The following is a 15,035-nucleotide window of genomic DNA, read 5'->3' on the forward strand; positions in this document are numbered from 1 at the left end:
CGCGTGCAACGCGGAGGTTGACGCTGATCAAACAAAGTGCGTTTCGTTGGGATACTCCGGCCCCTGGTGGGAGATGGCCGCCCGGTTCAATTCGTCGAGAAATCGGTCGGCTGGTTGCCGGTATGCGCGGCATGCCCCGGAAACTGATTCGAATCTCGCAATGGGACATCCAACGCAGTGCATCCGCCATCGAAGGAAAACGGCAACCGTCGATGGAAACATCGTCAAGACCTGCTCGACGTTCGAGTCGATCGATATCGGTTGGTCCCGTTCGCTCACGAGTGCCTCCCCTTGCGGGCAGACGAATCCGATCTGCCCACGAATCTGTGGACAGCTTCCCACGGCGAACGGCAGCCGTCGTTGCGCTAGCGCAAAGAACGTGCCCGAATTCGACGGAGCGTCAGTTTTCGGAATCGTGCTCTGTCGGGACCAGGTCTTCAGCGACCATGACGAGCTCGTGCGGTTTGGTAATCGTCACCCGTTCGCGTCCCGCATCGATGAGACCGCGGCGATCCCACTCGCGCAGCACGCGGCTTACCGTGGTGAGTGTCGCGCCGGTAAGCTCGGCCAGATGTTGCCGAGATTGGGGAAGTTCAATCTCGATTCCGAGCGGCGTCTCGTTGCCGATGCGGCCGGCGAGCCGCAGCAGCGTCCGCGCGATACGCCGCTCGACCCGCTCGGCCTGGAGCTCGCGAATGCGGGCCTCGGCTTCCCGTAGCCGCGTCGCCAGTTCCAGGATCATCGCGTGGGCAAACACAGGATGTCGGGAAAGCAGAAGAGAGAACTCCGCAGCCGGCAGGCGAAACTCCGAAACGTCATCCAGCGCGATCGCCGTTGCCGGGTATCGATCGTCGCCCCAGCCGCCAGCCCCGCCGAAGATCTCTCCTGGATTGATGAGCCTGAGAATGACCTCGGCCCCATCCTCCGTTTCATTCACGATCTTGACCCGTCCAGAAAGAAGAAAATGGACGTGGTCGGCAGGATCGCCGGAGAAGAAAAGAAACTGGCCGCGTTCCCATTGTTCGATTCGTCCGCAGGCCGAGATTGCTGCGGTGATCGGATCGGGCAGTTCCTGGAACAGGCGAATGGCGTGCAGGTCCGCCGCTAACGCTGCGCGTGACACTCGTTGCATCCTCCAGAGATCGGTCCGCCTCGATCGAACCGACCGCGTGGACTCGACGGGCAACCCATGGCGGTCCGCCTGGCGCGTCAGAGCGGTGGCTCGATCGGCAACTTCGGGAAGCCTACTCAATTTGCGGAAAGTGGGCGGTGCGTACCGGGGAGCAATCGCGGGACGAAGGACCCTGATATGTGAAGGCAACAGTACGCCCCCTCCGGTCGAAACCTTTGGGGGCGTACCAGCCTATGCGCAGCGTGTTCCAAGTGATTGGAATCAAGCCGTTCTCCACACTGCGTTTCTTGCGATTCGCGCTGCTTCGATTGGCATCGAGACGTCGCTGCCGCCCTCGCCCGTGAAGGTTGCTCCGGCGTTCAGCGTGCCCACGTATGCTGCCCAAGCTGGAACGGCAAGACAGTCTGTTGTCTCGTGCGCCCGTAGGGAGCGACGCTTCCTTGCGGATGCGCTCCCGCCCGAAGGCGTTCGCAAGACCTGTCGGCGCTCCTCGACTGACATATGCACCCTACGTGCCGTCGGTCGTTTCGCTGGGTACCAGCCACCGTCGCTCAGGGGATAAACTCCACGCCCTGTGCGTTCCCTTGTGTGGCCGAGGCGACTGAGCGTTGCTGCTTCAGCACACCGGCTAGGCAATACCAATGCACCCACACCATATCATGACTGTAAGTCAATGTACATACACTTCTGGCGCGAATATTCTTGGCAATTCTATGCAAGCCATCTTTCGGAATTGACTTGCTGGTCACAGATCGGTGCGGTCATCGAGCCAGCGGCTGGTGGTGACCGGTCTCCACCGCTCACCGCTTTGGAAACAGCGCGCTTCCACCTGAAACCCTCCCTTAGAAGGGGAGACGTACCGCTGGCTCCTTCCTTATGATGGCTGTGGGCTCAGGGCGGTTTGGACTCTGAGCCATCTGTATTCAATGCGCGACAGCGCGGGAGTCCATGATGAGGTCTATGTTGCGGAGAACGGTTTCGATTCTCGGAGCGGGCGCGCTCCTTGCAGGGGCTTTTCAGTTCGCGCCAGTCGCTGCGCAATCAGACGGCACGGCATTTCAGATGGACTCGTTCTCCCAGGTGCAGATCGAAGGCGCTGGTCACGCCATCATCACGATCGGTTCTCCTGCATCGGTGACCGTCTCCGGTCCCGAGGCCGAGATCTCCAACCTGCAAGTCCAGGTCTGGTTCAACACGCTCGAGATCGAGCCCAACAACGACAACAACAACACGGCTGGGGCGGATCTGGTCTATCACATTACCGTCCCCTCTCTGAATCAGATCGAACTCGAAGGCCGTGTGACTGCTGAAGTCGATGGACTGACGACCGATTCGTTGCAGGTCTCGGTCGAAGACTCCGCTGGATTGCAGTTGACGCACCTGACCGCGCAACGGCTCGAGACACAAGTGGAAGGGAACTCCACCGTCACCATCACGGGTTCGGCCGCAACACAGCAAGTCGAAATCGAAGACAACGCCAAACTGAATGCGGTCGAACTCGAGAGCACATCGATCGACATCCAGGCCGAAGGGAATTCGCACAGCCAGGTGCGATTCACGGACACGCTTTCGGGTGAGGTCGAAGATGGCGCGATTGTCGAGTACATGACCGAATCCGGAAGTGTCAACGTGAGCACCGAGGACGGCGGCCGCGTGACTGCGCTTCCCTTTGAGGCGCTTGGGTCGTAGGCGGGTGTGCGCCGAGCTGCCGGAACTCACCGCCGGCGGCTCGGGCGCCTCACGTAAGCCAGATAGTCATCCGATCCTGGCCCATCGACCGCGAATCGAGCGACGTGCGAGCGTGGGCGAAGGGCGCGCGCTCTTCGCCCACTCCGGGTACACTGAAGCGGTCGAGTCAGACGAGGGGTGAATTGTTTTCAATCGCTCAGACGCGGTCGTTGGCCATTGGCGACGGCCATGGTATATTCGCGTCGCGTCCGCTCTGTTGATTCGAGGCACCAATGTTGGTAGCTTGCCGGCTTATCGGCCGACTGGAGCGCAGGCGACCGAACGGAGCAGGAACACTCCTGATAGTCTGACGAGAACTGGTTTCGGTTCCCGTTGAAAGGGCAAGAGATGTCCGCGGAAGCCTCTTCGAAGGAGTCCACTGCCACCCGAACAAGCGCGGGAAGCAATGGACGCGGCGGTGAACCGCTGCTGGAAGTGAAGAATCTGAGGACGCAGTTCTTTACGCAGGATGGCGTCGTCAAGGCAGTCGAAGACGTTTCCTTCTATGTGATGCCCGGCGAGACGCTAGGGGTCGTGGGGGAGTCCGGCTCGGGCAAGAGCATCACCGGTCTGTCGATCATGCGGTTGATCCCGAATCCGCCAGGCAAGATTGTCAACGGAGAGGTGATCTTCGAAGGCCAGGACCTGCTGAAGCTCAATGACGATCAGATTCGCCGGATTCGCGGAAATCAGATCGCAATGATCTTCCAGGACCCGATGACCTCGCTCAATCCGGTCCTCACCATCAACCGGCAGATCAGCGAAGCGCTTCAGCTTCACATGGGGATGTCGAAGGATCAGGCCAAGGCGCGTGCCATCGAGTTGCTCCGCATGGTCGGTATCCCGAACGCCGAAGAACGAATCGATCAGTATCCGCACCAGTTCTCCGGCGGTATGCGCCAACGCGTGATGATCGCGATGGCGCTTTCGTGCAATCCGAAGCTGATCATCGCGGACGAGCCGACGACCGCGCTCGACGTCACGATTCAGGCGCAGATTCTCGACCTCATGCGGTCGTTGCAGGCTGAGCGCGACACCGGCGTGATCATGATTACCCACTCGATGGGAGTGGTGGCCGGCATGGCCGACCGCGTGCAGGTCATGTACGCCGGCTCGATTGTCGAGACTGCCAGCACGGAAGAGATCTTCGCCAATCCGCGCCACCCGTACACGGTCGGCCTGATGAAGTCGATCCCTCGGCTCGATGCGCGCGAGCGCGAGAAACTCGAGCCGATCCGCGGACTTCCGCCTGACTTGATCGACCTCCCCGATATTTGCCCGTTTGTGCCACGCTGCGACTACGCGCGTGAGAAATGCGAGCAGAAACGGCCTCCACTGCAGGAGGTCGCGCCCGGTCACTTCAGCGCGTGCTGGTTCTGGGAAGAAGTATCGAAAGAAGACGTTCCGACTAAGGGAGAAGCCTGATGGCGGTCGAAACAGCGAATGCTCAGGCGGTTTCCAGCAACGGGGATCAGCCGTTGTTGGACGTTCGCAACCTGGTGATGCATTTCCCCCTGACACAGGGAATCATCTTCCAGAAGAAGGTCGGAGCGGTCCAGGCGGTGGATGGCGTTTCACTTGCCGTCAAGAAGGGTGAAACGCTCGGGCTGGTCGGCGAGTCGGGTTGCGGCAAGTCGACCACCGGCCGCGCCATCTTGCAGTTGTACAAGCCGACATCCGGAGAAGTGATCTTCAACGGACAGGACCTGACCAAGCTCGATGGTGGCAGCATGCGCAAGATGCGCCGCCACTTGCAGATGATTTTCCAGGATCCTTATGCGTCGCTGAACCCCCGCATGACCGTCGGCAGCATCGTGTCCGAGCCGATGCAGATTCACAATCTCGTGCCAAAGAATCAACGCAACCAGCGCGTGCAGGAGTTGCTACAGACGGTCGGTCTCAATCCGTACTTTGCAAATCGCTACCCGCACGAGTTCTCCGGCGGTCAGCGCCAGCGCATTGGTATCGCGCGCGCGCTGGCGGCGAATCCGGATTTCATCGTCTGCGACGAGCCAGTTTCGGCGCTCGACGTGTCGATTCAGGCGCAGATCGTCAACCTGCTGGAGGATCTGCAGAACGAGTTTGGCCTCACGTATCTCTTCATCGCCCATGACCTCTCGGTCGTGCGACACATCTCCGACCGGGTGGCGGTGATGTACCTTGGCAAGATCGTAGAGCTTGCCGACCGAAACGCCCTCTATGAGGATCCGCTGCATCCGTATACCAAGGCGCTCCTCTCGGCGGTTCCGATTCCGGACCCGGTTATCGAGCGCAAGCGCGAACGCATCATTCTGACCGGTGACGTTCCGAGCCCGATCAACCCGCCAAGTGGTTGCCACTTCCACACGCGATGTCCATACGTGATGGATGTCTGCAAGAAGATCGACCCGATCCTGGCTGATCAGGGTGAGGGGCATTTTGTGGCCTGTCATCTCTATTCCGGGTCTGGCGCCTGATCAGTGCTGCGCGATTCCGATCGCCATAACCTGCATTTCGTAAGCCGCGGAAGCCCAAACTCCGGCATCTACATCATCATGCTGCTCCTTTTGCTGGGGCAGCTGATGAGCGGTCACACGCTGCCACCGACGAAGCAGATCATCACCATGCTCGCCTGCTTTGTCGTGGCAATCTCTATTCACGAATTCATGCATGCCTTCGTGGCCCTCAGGCTGGGCGATCACACCGCACAGCAGCTGGGCCGCGTTACCCTCAATCCGGTTTCCCATTTCGAACCGTTCGGGTTCATGGGAATGGTGCTCATTTCGCTGGGATACAACTTCATCGGGTGGGGCAAGCCGGTGCCCGTCAATCCGAGCCGCTTGACGAAGTTCACACCCGATCACCGGCATCGCGCGATGGCGATCGTGGCGGCGGCTGGACCCATCACGAACGTGGCGCTCGCGGCAATCGCGGCGGCCGTCCTCCGCATGACCGATCGGGGCGCGGGCGATGTCGGCTATGTGGCGTATTGGTTTTTCTGGGTCAATGTTCTGCTGGCCTCGTTCAACGCGATTCCGTTGCCCCCGCTCGATGGGTACAAGATCATGGTTGGCATCCTGCCGAAGTTCTGGACGCCGGTGCTGGCGCCGCTCGAGCGCTATGGGTTCTTGCTCCTCTTTCTGATCTTTTTCCTAGGTGGCCGTGTTGGTTCGTCCCTGACCAATGAGATGATCGATCCGGTGCGCAATCTCCTGGTGCGAATCCTGCTATGAGCACCCAGCTCCACATAGGCGAGCAGTCGTCCGCGGCGTATGCGCGCAAGCGCATCGTGCAGGGTCTGCGGGGCCTGCGACCGAAATGGGGCGCATCGAGCACCGATCGCAGCATCCTCGAACTGCTCACCCCTGAGCAGCGGTCGCGATTCACGGCATTGCCAGTATTCGATCAGCAGCACCTCTGCCGGGTTGCCAATCATCTCGTCGCCCAGGGCGTCACCGACCGGGATGTGCTGGTAGCTGGCTTGCTGCATGACATTGGCAAGTCGGACGGCCGAACGCAGGTGCGTCTTACCGACCGCATCGCCAAGGTCGTGCTTCGGCATGCCTCCCCCGGAACGCTGCGTTCGGTCGCGAGCAGCTATCCAGGAGGGAGGTTTCCCGGTCTCGCGCTCACGATGTTGCATCCGGAACTCGGCGCGGATCAGGCGCGCGCCATGGGATGCAGTGAACGCACCTGTTGGCTGATTCGGAACCACGAAGCCGAAACCGATTTGGGCGATCATGATCTGGCCCGCTTGCAAGCAGCCGATTTTGCATCCTGAATCGGCGGATCAGCGTACAATCGGCCCCGCATGAGCGCTATCACCTACGATCACAACACCGCTATCACATGGCAACTGCGGCTCCCGACGTTCGAGGGGCCGCTCGATGTGCTGCTGCGCCTCATCGAGAAACAGCAGTTGCCCATCACCGAGGTGTCGCTCGCGCTCGTCAGCGACCAGTTCCTCCAGGCCGCGCGCGAATTCGGTGGCTCGTCTCCCGAGACCGTGGCCGAGTTCACCGCAGTGGGAAGCCGTCTGGTGGCGATCAAGGCCCGTTCCCTGATTCCACGGCCACCGGCGCCCGTGGAGGAGGTCGAAGAGGACGGATTGGTCGTTCAACTGCTGGAATACAAGGCCATCAAAGAAGCGGCCCGTCAGTTCGCGCAGATCGACAAGCTCGGCATGGTGGCATTCTCACCCAGCGCGGAAGCGATCGAGCTTCCGGACAAGCCGAAGGAACTGCCCCTCGGACGGCACGAGGCATCCTGGCTGGCGCGTGCCTTGCAGCGCAAGCTGATCGTAGTCGAACCCGTGCGCCAGATGGTGCTGATCAAGCCGGTGGTGAGCCTGCGTGAGATGATCGGCCGGTTGAGTGCCGCGTTGACCAGCGGTTCCACCTCGTTCGACAGGATCGCTCAGGCGAATTGCGCCGATGCATCCGAGCGCCGCGCGCTCTTTCTGGCGCTGCTCGTCATGATTCGCCGGGGTGCGGCCAATGCTGAGCAAGATGAGCCCTTTGGGGAGATAACGGTCGAGCGGTTGGGTACCGACCCTGCCCCGCTCTTTGACGAGATCGAAGAGTTCTGAGTGAATCCAGGTCCAGAATCGTGCATCGAGATCATCTCGACTCCCTTCCTGGACACTGGTCACCCGACTCTGGATGACGAAAGTGATTGGGAATGTCAGAAACTGAGCAGCTCATCGCACTGGAGATGCGCGATCCGTTTTCGCTCGAGACTGAGCTCCCCGCGCTGATCGAGGCGTTGCTGCTGGTCGCACGGGGACCGGTTGCGATGGCCGATCTGGCTGAGGTGGCGGGCGCAAGGATCGACGAGATCGATGCGGCGGTCGAGCGCATGAGCCAGCGCGAGGATCGCGGCTGGGTGGTGCAACGGCATCGAGATCGAGTGCAGTTGTCGACCGCGCCGCGCTTTGCGGGGCATATCCGGCGGTTTCTGGGACTCGAGCGCGAAGCTCGGCTCTCCAGCGCGGCGTTGGAGACGGTGGCCATCATTGCCTATCAGCAGCCGATCACTCGCTCGACCATCGAGGCCGTTCGCGGAGTCGACTCCACGGGAGTGATTGCCACGTTGATGTCACGGGGACTGGTCGAGGCGAGCGGCCGGGCGGACACGGTTGGACAACCGTATCAATACGTCACGACACCTGCGTTTCTGCAACACTTCGGGTTGTCATCGCTCGACGAGCTGCCTCCGCTCGGCACGAGCGATGGTATTCATCTTGGGGACGTGTTGCAAGCAAAGGTCGATGAAGCGGAGCAAGTCGAACCGGAACTCCAGTTGGTTGGCGCATCCCTCCTGATGAGGGCGGACGGGTCAGGCGAGTTCGCGGATTCGTAAGACCGCGTCGACCAGGCTCTCGGCAGCGTCGATGATCTGATCATCGTCGTTGCAGCGTCCCACTGTGAGTCGAATGCTCGTGCGGCATTGTTCGTCCGAATAGCCCATTGCCTTGAGCACATGGCTTGGTTGCGCATTGCCAGTCGTGCACGCTGAACCAGCAGACGCGGCGATGCCGGCCATGTCGAGATTCAGCAACACCGTTTCACCTTGCACCCCGTCGATCGCGAGATTCAAGTTGTTGGCGAGGCGGCCATCCGCCAACGATGGACCATTCAGAGTGATCCCCTCGACGCGTTCTTCGATCTCCGAAAAGAGGCGGTCTCGCAGGATTCGACAGTCGCGCGCGTACGCCTCGCGGTCGCGTTCCGCGATGGCCAATGCGGCGCCCATTCCCACGATCAGGGGCACGTTTTCCGTACCGCCCCTTCGGCCGCTTTCCTGTCCGCCGCCCAGTTGTTGCCAACTCAACGGAGTTCCACGGCGCACGTACAGCAACCCGACCCCTTTGGGACCATAGAACTTGTGCGCGCTCAATGACAGGAGATCGACGCCCAACTCATCGACCACGAGGGGCAGCAAACCGGCTGCCTGTACCGCGTCCGAGTGAAGCGGAATCTGATGCGCTCGGGCGATGGCCGCAATCTCCGCGATCGGTTGGATGGCGCCGGTTTCGTTGTTGGCATACATGACAGAGATGAGCGCGGTTTCCGGACGAATCGCGCCGGCGATTGCAGCCGGATCCACCACGCCGAGCTCATTTACCGGGACGATGGTCAACGCGAAACCGATCGATTCCAGCCATTCCGCCTTGTGCAGAACAGCATGGTGCTCCACTGCCGTCGTGACGATGTGTGGAGGCGGCCCGCCCGGACTCCGCTCTCGCAAAGCCCACACCGATCCCGCCAGCGCGAGATTGTTGCTTTCGGTTGCGCCGCTGGTGAAGACGATCTCGCTTGGGTGGCACCCAAGGACACGGGCGCACTGCGCGCGCGCTGTGTCCAGTGCGGCTCGGCTCTGTTGGCCGAGTTGATAGATGCTGGAAGGGTTACCGAAGAACTCGGTGAACCACGGCGCCATCACACGCAAGACGTCCGGATCGACCGGCGTCGTGGCGGCATGGTCGAGATAGATCGATTCTGTTTCGATCTGACGAATCATGGAAACGAGTTCGAGTCGAGGCTAGCCCGCGACGCTGGTCAGATCGGGCGCGGGCACATGGCCAATACCGCCCTGTCGCAAGAGATCGGCCAACGTCATCGAATCGAGCGTGGAGGCGATCGAGTTGCGCACTTCGAGCCAGACAGGCCGCGTCTCGCAATTGGGAATCAAGGGGCACGACTGCTCCGAGAGGTCCTCGGACACGCACTCCATCGGTGCAATCGGCCCTTCCATAGCGCGATAGATCTCGCCAATGCCGATATGTTCTGGCGCGCGTGACAGTTGATAGCCGCCAGCCGCGCCACGACGGCTCGTGACGAGCCCAGCCTTCTTCAACGGCGAGATGAGTTGCTCGAGATACGAATACGGCACGGAGGACTCGACCGAAAGCGTCGAGATCGACGCTGGCCCCTCACCGTAGTGCTTCGCGAGCGCAACCATTGCGCGTACGCCATATTCGCCTCTGGTGGAAACCTTCATTGTTCTTATCCTGTCGCCGAAGTTCTCACTGGGGCACGTAGATCGTACGGCGAACGCGAGGAATCGGTCAACTGACCGGCGTGCTGCATCGACAGTGAAGCAGCTAACGATAGTTTAGCGCACCCGGCTGCGAAACGTTTGACTGAGCGAACCGGACAAGTGCGCGAAATGACGGCGCTCCGGCGTTCTGGCGGCGACATGCCGCTGCACATGGACAAATCGGTCGGCCGTAAAGAGTCCCCGGTACATGCCGCCATCTGCCACCGGCATGGACCATTGATTGGTGTCATTCATCAATCGTTGCGCATCGTAGACCGACGTGTCGCTCGAGATCGAGACAAACCGTCGGTCCATGATCTCGGAGATCTTTCGTTGCAAACCGCCATGACTCATGGCGTCGATCAACTGCTGCCGCCAGACCATCCCGATCAACCGGCCGTTCTCGGTGACTGGCAGGTCACGCGCACCCTGGCGCAGGGCCAAGGCAATCGGATCGTCCGGGGAGACGCCCCCTCGATCCCAGACTGCGAACTGACCGACCCGCAAGCGGCGCATAGATTCTTCGAGCCGCACGGCGCGTCCCTCTGCGATGGCCGCGAACACGACAAATGCCATCACCAGCACGATCAGGTACTCGCCCGACATGAGGCCGAGAATTCCGATCAAGACTCCCAGGGTGATGCCGATCGCAACGGCGACGGTGGTCGCGCCTTGTCGACCCATGAACGGGGTGATGCCGGCGCGCAGAATGCGTCCGCCATCCATCGGAAAGGCGGGAAGGAGGTTGAAAACAGCCAGCGTGAGATTGGCAAGGAGGAGATAGAAAAGGAAGCCGGTGAGCGAAACCTCTCCCAGCCCGAAGCGGGCGAAGTCCTGAATGGAGTCGTTACCACGAGCGAGGCCGACCATCAAGAGCAGCGGCAACATCAGGAGCGCAATCGCGAAATTCACCAGCGGTCCGGCAACGGAAATCATTGCCTCGGCGCGGGGGCGCGTTGGCATCTGTTCGATGCGCGCGATGCCGCCGAATGGCACGAGCGTGATATCGCGCACGCGCAATCCATACTCATGCGCCATCATGCTGTGCCCAAGCTCATGAAGCAGCACCAGCAAGAAGATCGAAAGCACCAGCGCGAGGCCGTAGATCGTGCCCGCGATGCCCGAGTCCTGCCGGAACCCCCAGTGATAGATCACCCAAAGCGCAATCAACACAAAGCTGGGGTGGAGCTTGATTTCGATTCCCTGGATTCGCCCGAGTGTGAGCGATTTCATGTCCTGGCCTGGACCCCCGAACCCCAATGCGGGATGGATTCGAACGAACGACACCGACACGTCGTTGCATCGGGCTTGCCACGGTAGCGTTCGGGACGCGCCGCCGGGCTTTTCGCTCAGGGTCGCCAGGTCCTGCTCATCCGATGCGGGTATCGGGACGTTTCGTCACGCACCAGTATAACGATGCGCGCGGCGCAAACATCAAAAGCACCTTATCGACCTGGAGGGGATCATAGCAGATCGTACGCCGCGGCGCGAACATCGTGTTCGCTGGAAGCGTAGACGATGGCTGCCTTTCAAAGTGGGCGTACGTTCGCTATAGTGTCGCGCGCAAGGGAAGGGAGCATCGTTTCTTGGTTCTCGCACTGCATGATTCGGGCGCGGAGCGCGCTTATCTCGTCGCGCTGTCGCAGGTAACGCACATCGGTCCGGTGCGGCTGGGTCGGTTGCGCGATCGTTTTGGCACCCTCGATGCTGCCTGGTCCGCGGACGAACGAGAGCTGTTGGCAGTTCTCGACGAGCGCACATGCCGCGCGGTGCTCTCCGCGCGCATGAAGGTCGATCCCGAGCGGGTCATGGAGCGAATCACCGGTTCCGGCTCGGAGATCGTAACCGTGCTGGACGATGACTATCCGATGATTCTGCGCGAGATTCCGGGTCCGCCTCCGGTCCTCTACTACCGGGGATCCTTGCCGGGGCATGACGATCCAACCGTTGCCATTGTCGGTACCAGGCGGGCTACTTCGTACGGCCGTGAAGCGACCCAGCGAATCGCGGGTGAGCTGGCGGCAGCGGGAGTGACGGTGGTTTCCGGACTGGCGAAGGGAATCGACGGCTTTGCCCATCGCGCCGCGCTCGAATCGGGTGGTCGAACCATCGCCGTGTTGGCCAGTGGCGTGGACATCATCTATCCGCCCGAGCATCGCCAGCTCGCTGAGCGGATCCTCGAGGCCGGAGCGCTCGTTTCCGACTATCCGCCAGGCACGAAACCAGACGCCCCGAACTTCCCCGCCCGCAACCGGATCATCTCCGGGCTGTCGCGCGCCACCATTGTGGTGGAGGCGCCATCGAGAAGCGGCGCGTTGATCACAGTCGGATTCGCGGCGGACCAGGGACGCGACGTCTACGCTGTTCCCGGCAGCATCCTCTCCGCCTCGAGCGAGGGGACGAACAAGCTGTTGCGGGACGGCGCCACGCCGCTGACCAGCGCCGCCGACGTGCTGGGCGATCTCGATCTCGCCCCAACGAATTCGCGTGAAGAGCCGGAACAGATCGCATTCCCGATCTCGGATGAAGAGCGGGCCATCTATGCCCTCGTGACTGCCGAACCCCAACACATCGATGAGTTGGCATACAGCGCCGGTCTCACGATTTCGCAGGCGTCGGCGTTGATGACCATGCTGGAACTCAAGGGGTTGGTCGCCAACGCGGGCGCCCAACACTTCGTCGCGACGTCTATGCGTCCACGATCGCGATCCAGGGCACCCTCTTGACAAGCAGTGTGCGGAGGGTGCTACGTTTGAAAAGCACGTCAAGCATTGCAAGCATGACTTGACCCCGGCGCACGTTGCCGTCGGACTATTGGAGCTTGCAACCGAATCGAATCGAGCACATGACCGATACCATTGAGAAAGCACCGGCCAGGAAAGCGCCGGCCAAGAAGAAGAGTGCCACAGCGGCCCCGAAACCGAAGGGCAAGCTGGTCATCGTCGAGTCTCCGACGAAGGCCAAAGCCATCGGCCGCTATCTGGGGAGTGGCTACACCGTCAAATCGTCCATGGGCCATGTGCGTGACCTGCCGAAAAGCACGCTAGGCGTAGATGTCGACGACGATTTCACGCCCAAGTACCTGGTGCCCCGTGAGAAGACCAAGACGATCAAGGAATTGAAGAGCAGCGTTCAGGGGGCCAAGGAGCTGATTCTGGCGACCGACCCTGACCGCGAGGGCGAAGCCATCGCATGGCATCTCGTGCAGGCAACAGAGCCCGGCGACCGCCCGGTTTCCCGCGTGGTCTTCCACGAGATCACGCCCGAAGCAGTGCAGGAAGCCATGCAGCATCCGCGCGAGATCGACATGGCTTTGGTCGACGCGCAGCAGGCGCGCCGCGTGCTCGACCGGCTGGTCGGCTACAGTGTGAGCCCGCTTCTTTGGAAGAAAGTCAAGCGTGGTCTCTCCGCCGGGCGCGTGCAGAGCGCCGCGCTTCGCATCGTCGTCGAGCGAGAGCGCGAGATCGAAGCGTTCGACCCGGTCGAATACTGGTCGGTAGAGGCAGATCTGAAACAGCAGGCGCCAGCCAAGCCAGTGGTGTTCCGCGCGGCGGTGAACAAGGTCGCCGGCAAGAATGCCGAGTTGTCCAACGGCGAGCAAGCGCATGCGATCGTCGACGACCTGCGCGCTGGGGTCTTCAAGGTCGCAGCCGTGAAGACCCGCGAGACACAGCGTCGACCGCAGGCCCCGTTCACCACCAGCACGTTGCAGCAGGAAGCCTCTCGCAAGCTCGGCTTTCCGGTACGTCGCACCATGCAGGTGGCGCAGGAGCTCTACGAGGGGATCGATCTCGGCAAAGAAGGGATCGAGGGCCTCATCACGTATATGCGCACCGACTCGCTGAACGTGTCGGCGCAGGCGCAACAGGCCGCGCGAGCGGTCATCAGCGGTAAGTTCGGACCGGAGTACGTGCCAGCCACCGCTCCCGTCTATCGCACGCGGTCCAAGGGCGCGCAGGAAGCGCACGAGGCGATCCGTCCCACACACCCGAACAGGGAACCGGCGGCGGTCAAGTCGTTCCTCACGCCGCAACAATTCAAGCTCTATCAGCTGATTTGGCAGCGGTTCATTGCCAGTCAGATGAACCCGGCAATTCTGGACGGCACGACGATCGATATCGCTGCCGGCCAGCCGGCGCAACTCGACGCTCCACCTTACATGCTGCGAGCGACGGGTTCGGTGGTGAAGTTCCCTGGGTACATGAAGGTTTACACCGCTGGACGCGACGATGGCGATGTCGATGAATTGGACAAAGGCGCGCTGCCGCGCGTGACCGAGGGTGAGATGCTCGATCTCGTTGAGCTCTTTGCCGACCAGCATTTCACCCAACCGCCGCCACGCTACTCCGAGGCAACGTTGATCAAGGCGCTCGAGGAAGAAGGCATCGGCCGGCCGAGCACCTATGCGCCGACGTTGGCGACTCTGCTGGCGCGCAGTTACGTGACGACGGAGCAAAAGAAGCTCATTCCGACCGAGCTCGGCACCGTCGTGAGCGATCTGCTGGCCGAGCATTTTCCGAACGTGTTCGATATCGGGTTCACCTCGCAGATGGAAAGCGAGCTGGACGATATCGCCTCGGGTGATCGTGCCTGGGTGCCAACGCTGCGCAGTTTCTACGATCCGTTCAAAGACACCCTGACGCAGGCCGAGCAAACGATTCAGCGTGTCAAGCTCAAGGACGAGCCGGCAGGCGAAGACTGCGAGCAATGTGGGCGGCCGATGGTCATCAAGATGGGCAAGTTCGGCAAGTTCATGGCCTGCAGCGGGTTTCCCGAATGTCGAAACTCGAAGCCGCTTCTCACCAAAATCGGAATGACGTGTCCAACGTGTCACGAGGGCGAAGTGGTCGAACGGCGGTCGAAGAAGGGGCGCACCTTCTACGGGTGCAGCCGATACCCTGATTGCGATTTCGTCACCTGGAACAAGCCAGTCGAAACGAAGTGCCCTCGCTGCGGCTCACATATGGAACAGGTCGGCAAGCAGGGCAACCTGAAATGCCCCGCGTGTGGCCAGACTGGAACGGCTCTCCCCCAGGCTGGCTAGCTTGGCGCGACGCTCGTGACGCGGCGACCGACCTAACGTAAACTTGACCGGTTGAGCCGCTCGTGCAAACGAGCGGCTCCTGATCATTCGAAAACCTATCGAAAGACAAAG

13 protein-coding genes are annotated in these 15,035 nt (G+C 61.2%); 9 read left to right on the forward strand and 4 right to left on the reverse strand.

The window, feature by feature from the left end:
• Positions 1-400: 400 nt before the first annotated feature.
• Positions 401-1,123: a Crp/Fnr family transcriptional regulator gene (locus R2855_06030; protein ID MEZ4530572.1), complete on the reverse strand. Its 723-nt coding sequence runs from the start codon at positions 1,121-1,123 to the stop codon at positions 401-403.
• A gap of 969 nt (positions 1,124-2,092) precedes the next feature.
• On the opposite strand from R2855_06030, the gene R2855_06035 reads away from it, so the two are divergent.
• The 7 genes from R2855_06035 (at position 2,093) to scpB (ending at position 8,200) form a co-directional block, all read left to right on the forward strand.
• Positions 2,093-2,821, forward strand: a complete 729-nt coding sequence (locus tag R2855_06035; protein ID MEZ4530573.1) for a DUF2807 domain-containing protein — start codon at positions 2,093-2,095, stop codon at positions 2,819-2,821.
• Positions 2,822-3,208: 387 nt separating this feature from the next.
• On the forward strand, positions 3,209-4,285 hold the full coding sequence (locus tag R2855_06040) for an ABC transporter ATP-binding protein (protein ID MEZ4530574.1): 1,077 nt from the start codon (positions 3,209-3,211) through the stop codon (positions 4,283-4,285).
• The gene (locus R2855_06045; protein MEZ4530575.1) at positions 4,285-5,316 is read left to right on the forward strand and encodes a dipeptide ABC transporter ATP-binding protein; all 1,032 of its coding nucleotides are present in this window, start codon (positions 4,285-4,287) and stop codon (positions 5,314-5,316) included. The genes R2855_06040 and R2855_06045 overlap by 1 nt, the downstream gene beginning before the upstream one ends.
• A 3-nt stretch (positions 5,317-5,319) precedes the next feature.
• Positions 5,320-6,072: a site-2 protease family protein gene (locus R2855_06050; GenBank protein ID MEZ4530576.1), complete on the forward strand. Its 753-nt coding sequence runs from the start codon at positions 5,320-5,322 to the stop codon at positions 6,070-6,072.
• Positions 6,069-6,620 carry a hypothetical protein gene (locus R2855_06055; GenBank protein ID MEZ4530577.1) on the forward strand — a complete coding sequence of 184 codons (552 nt, stop codon included), beginning with the start codon at positions 6,069-6,071 and terminating at the stop codon, positions 6,618-6,620. The genes R2855_06050 and R2855_06055 overlap by 4 nt, the downstream gene beginning before the upstream one ends.
• Before the next feature lie 30 nt (positions 6,621-6,650).
• The gene (locus R2855_06060) at positions 6,651-7,427 is read left to right on the forward strand and encodes a ScpA family protein (GenBank protein ID MEZ4530578.1); all 777 of its coding nucleotides are present in this window, start codon (positions 6,651-6,653) and stop codon (positions 7,425-7,427) included.
• Positions 7,428-7,519: 92 nt separating this feature from the next.
• Entirely contained in the window at positions 7,520-8,200 is a 681-nt protein-coding gene (scpB, locus tag R2855_06065; GenBank protein MEZ4530579.1) for an SMC-Scp complex subunit ScpB, read from the forward strand.
• On the opposite strand, the gene R2855_06070 is transcribed toward scpB, so the two are convergent.
• The 3 genes from R2855_06070 to R2855_06080 all read right to left on the reverse strand — a co-directional run bounded on the left by R2855_06070 (position 8,177) and on the right by R2855_06080 (position 11,167).
• Positions 8,177-9,361: a cysteine desulfurase family protein gene (locus R2855_06070; GenBank protein ID MEZ4530580.1), complete on the reverse strand. Its 1,185-nt coding sequence runs from the start codon at positions 9,359-9,361 to the stop codon at positions 8,177-8,179. The two genes, scpB and R2855_06070, sit on opposite strands and share 24 nt — an antisense overlap.
• Before the next feature lie 21 nt (positions 9,362-9,382).
• Positions 9,383-9,841, reverse strand: a complete 459-nt coding sequence (locus R2855_06075) for an Rrf2 family transcriptional regulator (GenBank protein ID MEZ4530581.1) — start codon at positions 9,839-9,841, stop codon at positions 9,383-9,385.
• Positions 9,842-9,955: 114 nt separating this feature from the next.
• Positions 9,956-11,167, reverse strand: coding sequence for a site-2 protease family protein (locus R2855_06080; protein ID MEZ4530582.1), 1,212 nt, complete (start codon positions 11,165-11,167; stop codon positions 9,956-9,958).
• A 299-nt stretch (positions 11,168-11,466) separates the two neighbouring features.
• Here R2855_06080 and dprA point away from each other — a divergent pair, with 299 nt between their 5' ends.
• Positions 11,467-12,606, forward strand: a complete 1,140-nt coding sequence (gene dprA / locus R2855_06085; protein MEZ4530583.1) for a DNA-processing protein DprA — start codon at positions 11,467-11,469, stop codon at positions 12,604-12,606.
• A gap of 119 nt (positions 12,607-12,725) precedes the next feature.
• A complete protein-coding gene (topA, locus tag R2855_06090) occupies positions 12,726-14,924 on the forward strand; it encodes a type I DNA topoisomerase (GenBank protein MEZ4530584.1) in 2,199 nt (732 codons plus the stop codon).
• The last annotated feature ends 111 nt before the right edge of the window (positions 14,925-15,035 follow it).

The sequence above is a fragment of the Thermomicrobiales bacterium genome (assembly GCA_041390825.1).
Lineage (GTDB): Bacteria > Chloroflexota > Chloroflexia > Thermomicrobiales > UBA6265 > JAMLHN01.

Excerpts from the sequence above, each read along its gene's own strand:
- R2855_06075 (MEZ4530581.1), bottom strand. The coding sequence starts at position 9,841 with ATGAAGGTTTCCACCAGAGGCGAATATGGCGTACGCGCAATGGTTGCG.
- scpB (MEZ4530579.1), top strand. The coding sequence starts at position 7,520 with ATGTCAGAAACTGAGCAGCTCATCGCACTGGAGATGCGCGATCCGTTT.
- R2855_06060 (MEZ4530578.1), top strand. The coding sequence starts at position 6,651 with ATGAGCGCTATCACCTACGATCACAACACCGCTATCACATGGCAACTG.
- R2855_06035 (MEZ4530573.1), top strand. The coding sequence starts at position 2,093 with ATGTTGCGGAGAACGGTTTCGATTCTCGGAGCGGGCGCGCTCCTTGCA.
- R2855_06055 (MEZ4530577.1), top strand. The coding sequence starts at position 6,069 with ATGAGCACCCAGCTCCACATAGGCGAGCAGTCGTCCGCGGCGTATGCG.
- R2855_06040 (MEZ4530574.1), top strand. The coding sequence starts at position 3,209 with ATGTCCGCGGAAGCCTCTTCGAAGGAGTCCACTGCCACCCGAACAAGC.
- R2855_06045 (MEZ4530575.1), top strand. The coding sequence starts at position 4,285 with ATGGCGGTCGAAACAGCGAATGCTCAGGCGGTTTCCAGCAACGGGGAT.
- R2855_06070 (MEZ4530580.1), bottom strand. The coding sequence starts at position 9,361 with ATGATTCGTCAGATCGAAACAGAATCGATCTATCTCGACCATGCCGCC.
- topA (MEZ4530584.1), top strand. The coding sequence starts at position 12,726 with ATGACCGATACCATTGAGAAAGCACCGGCCAGGAAAGCGCCGGCCAAG.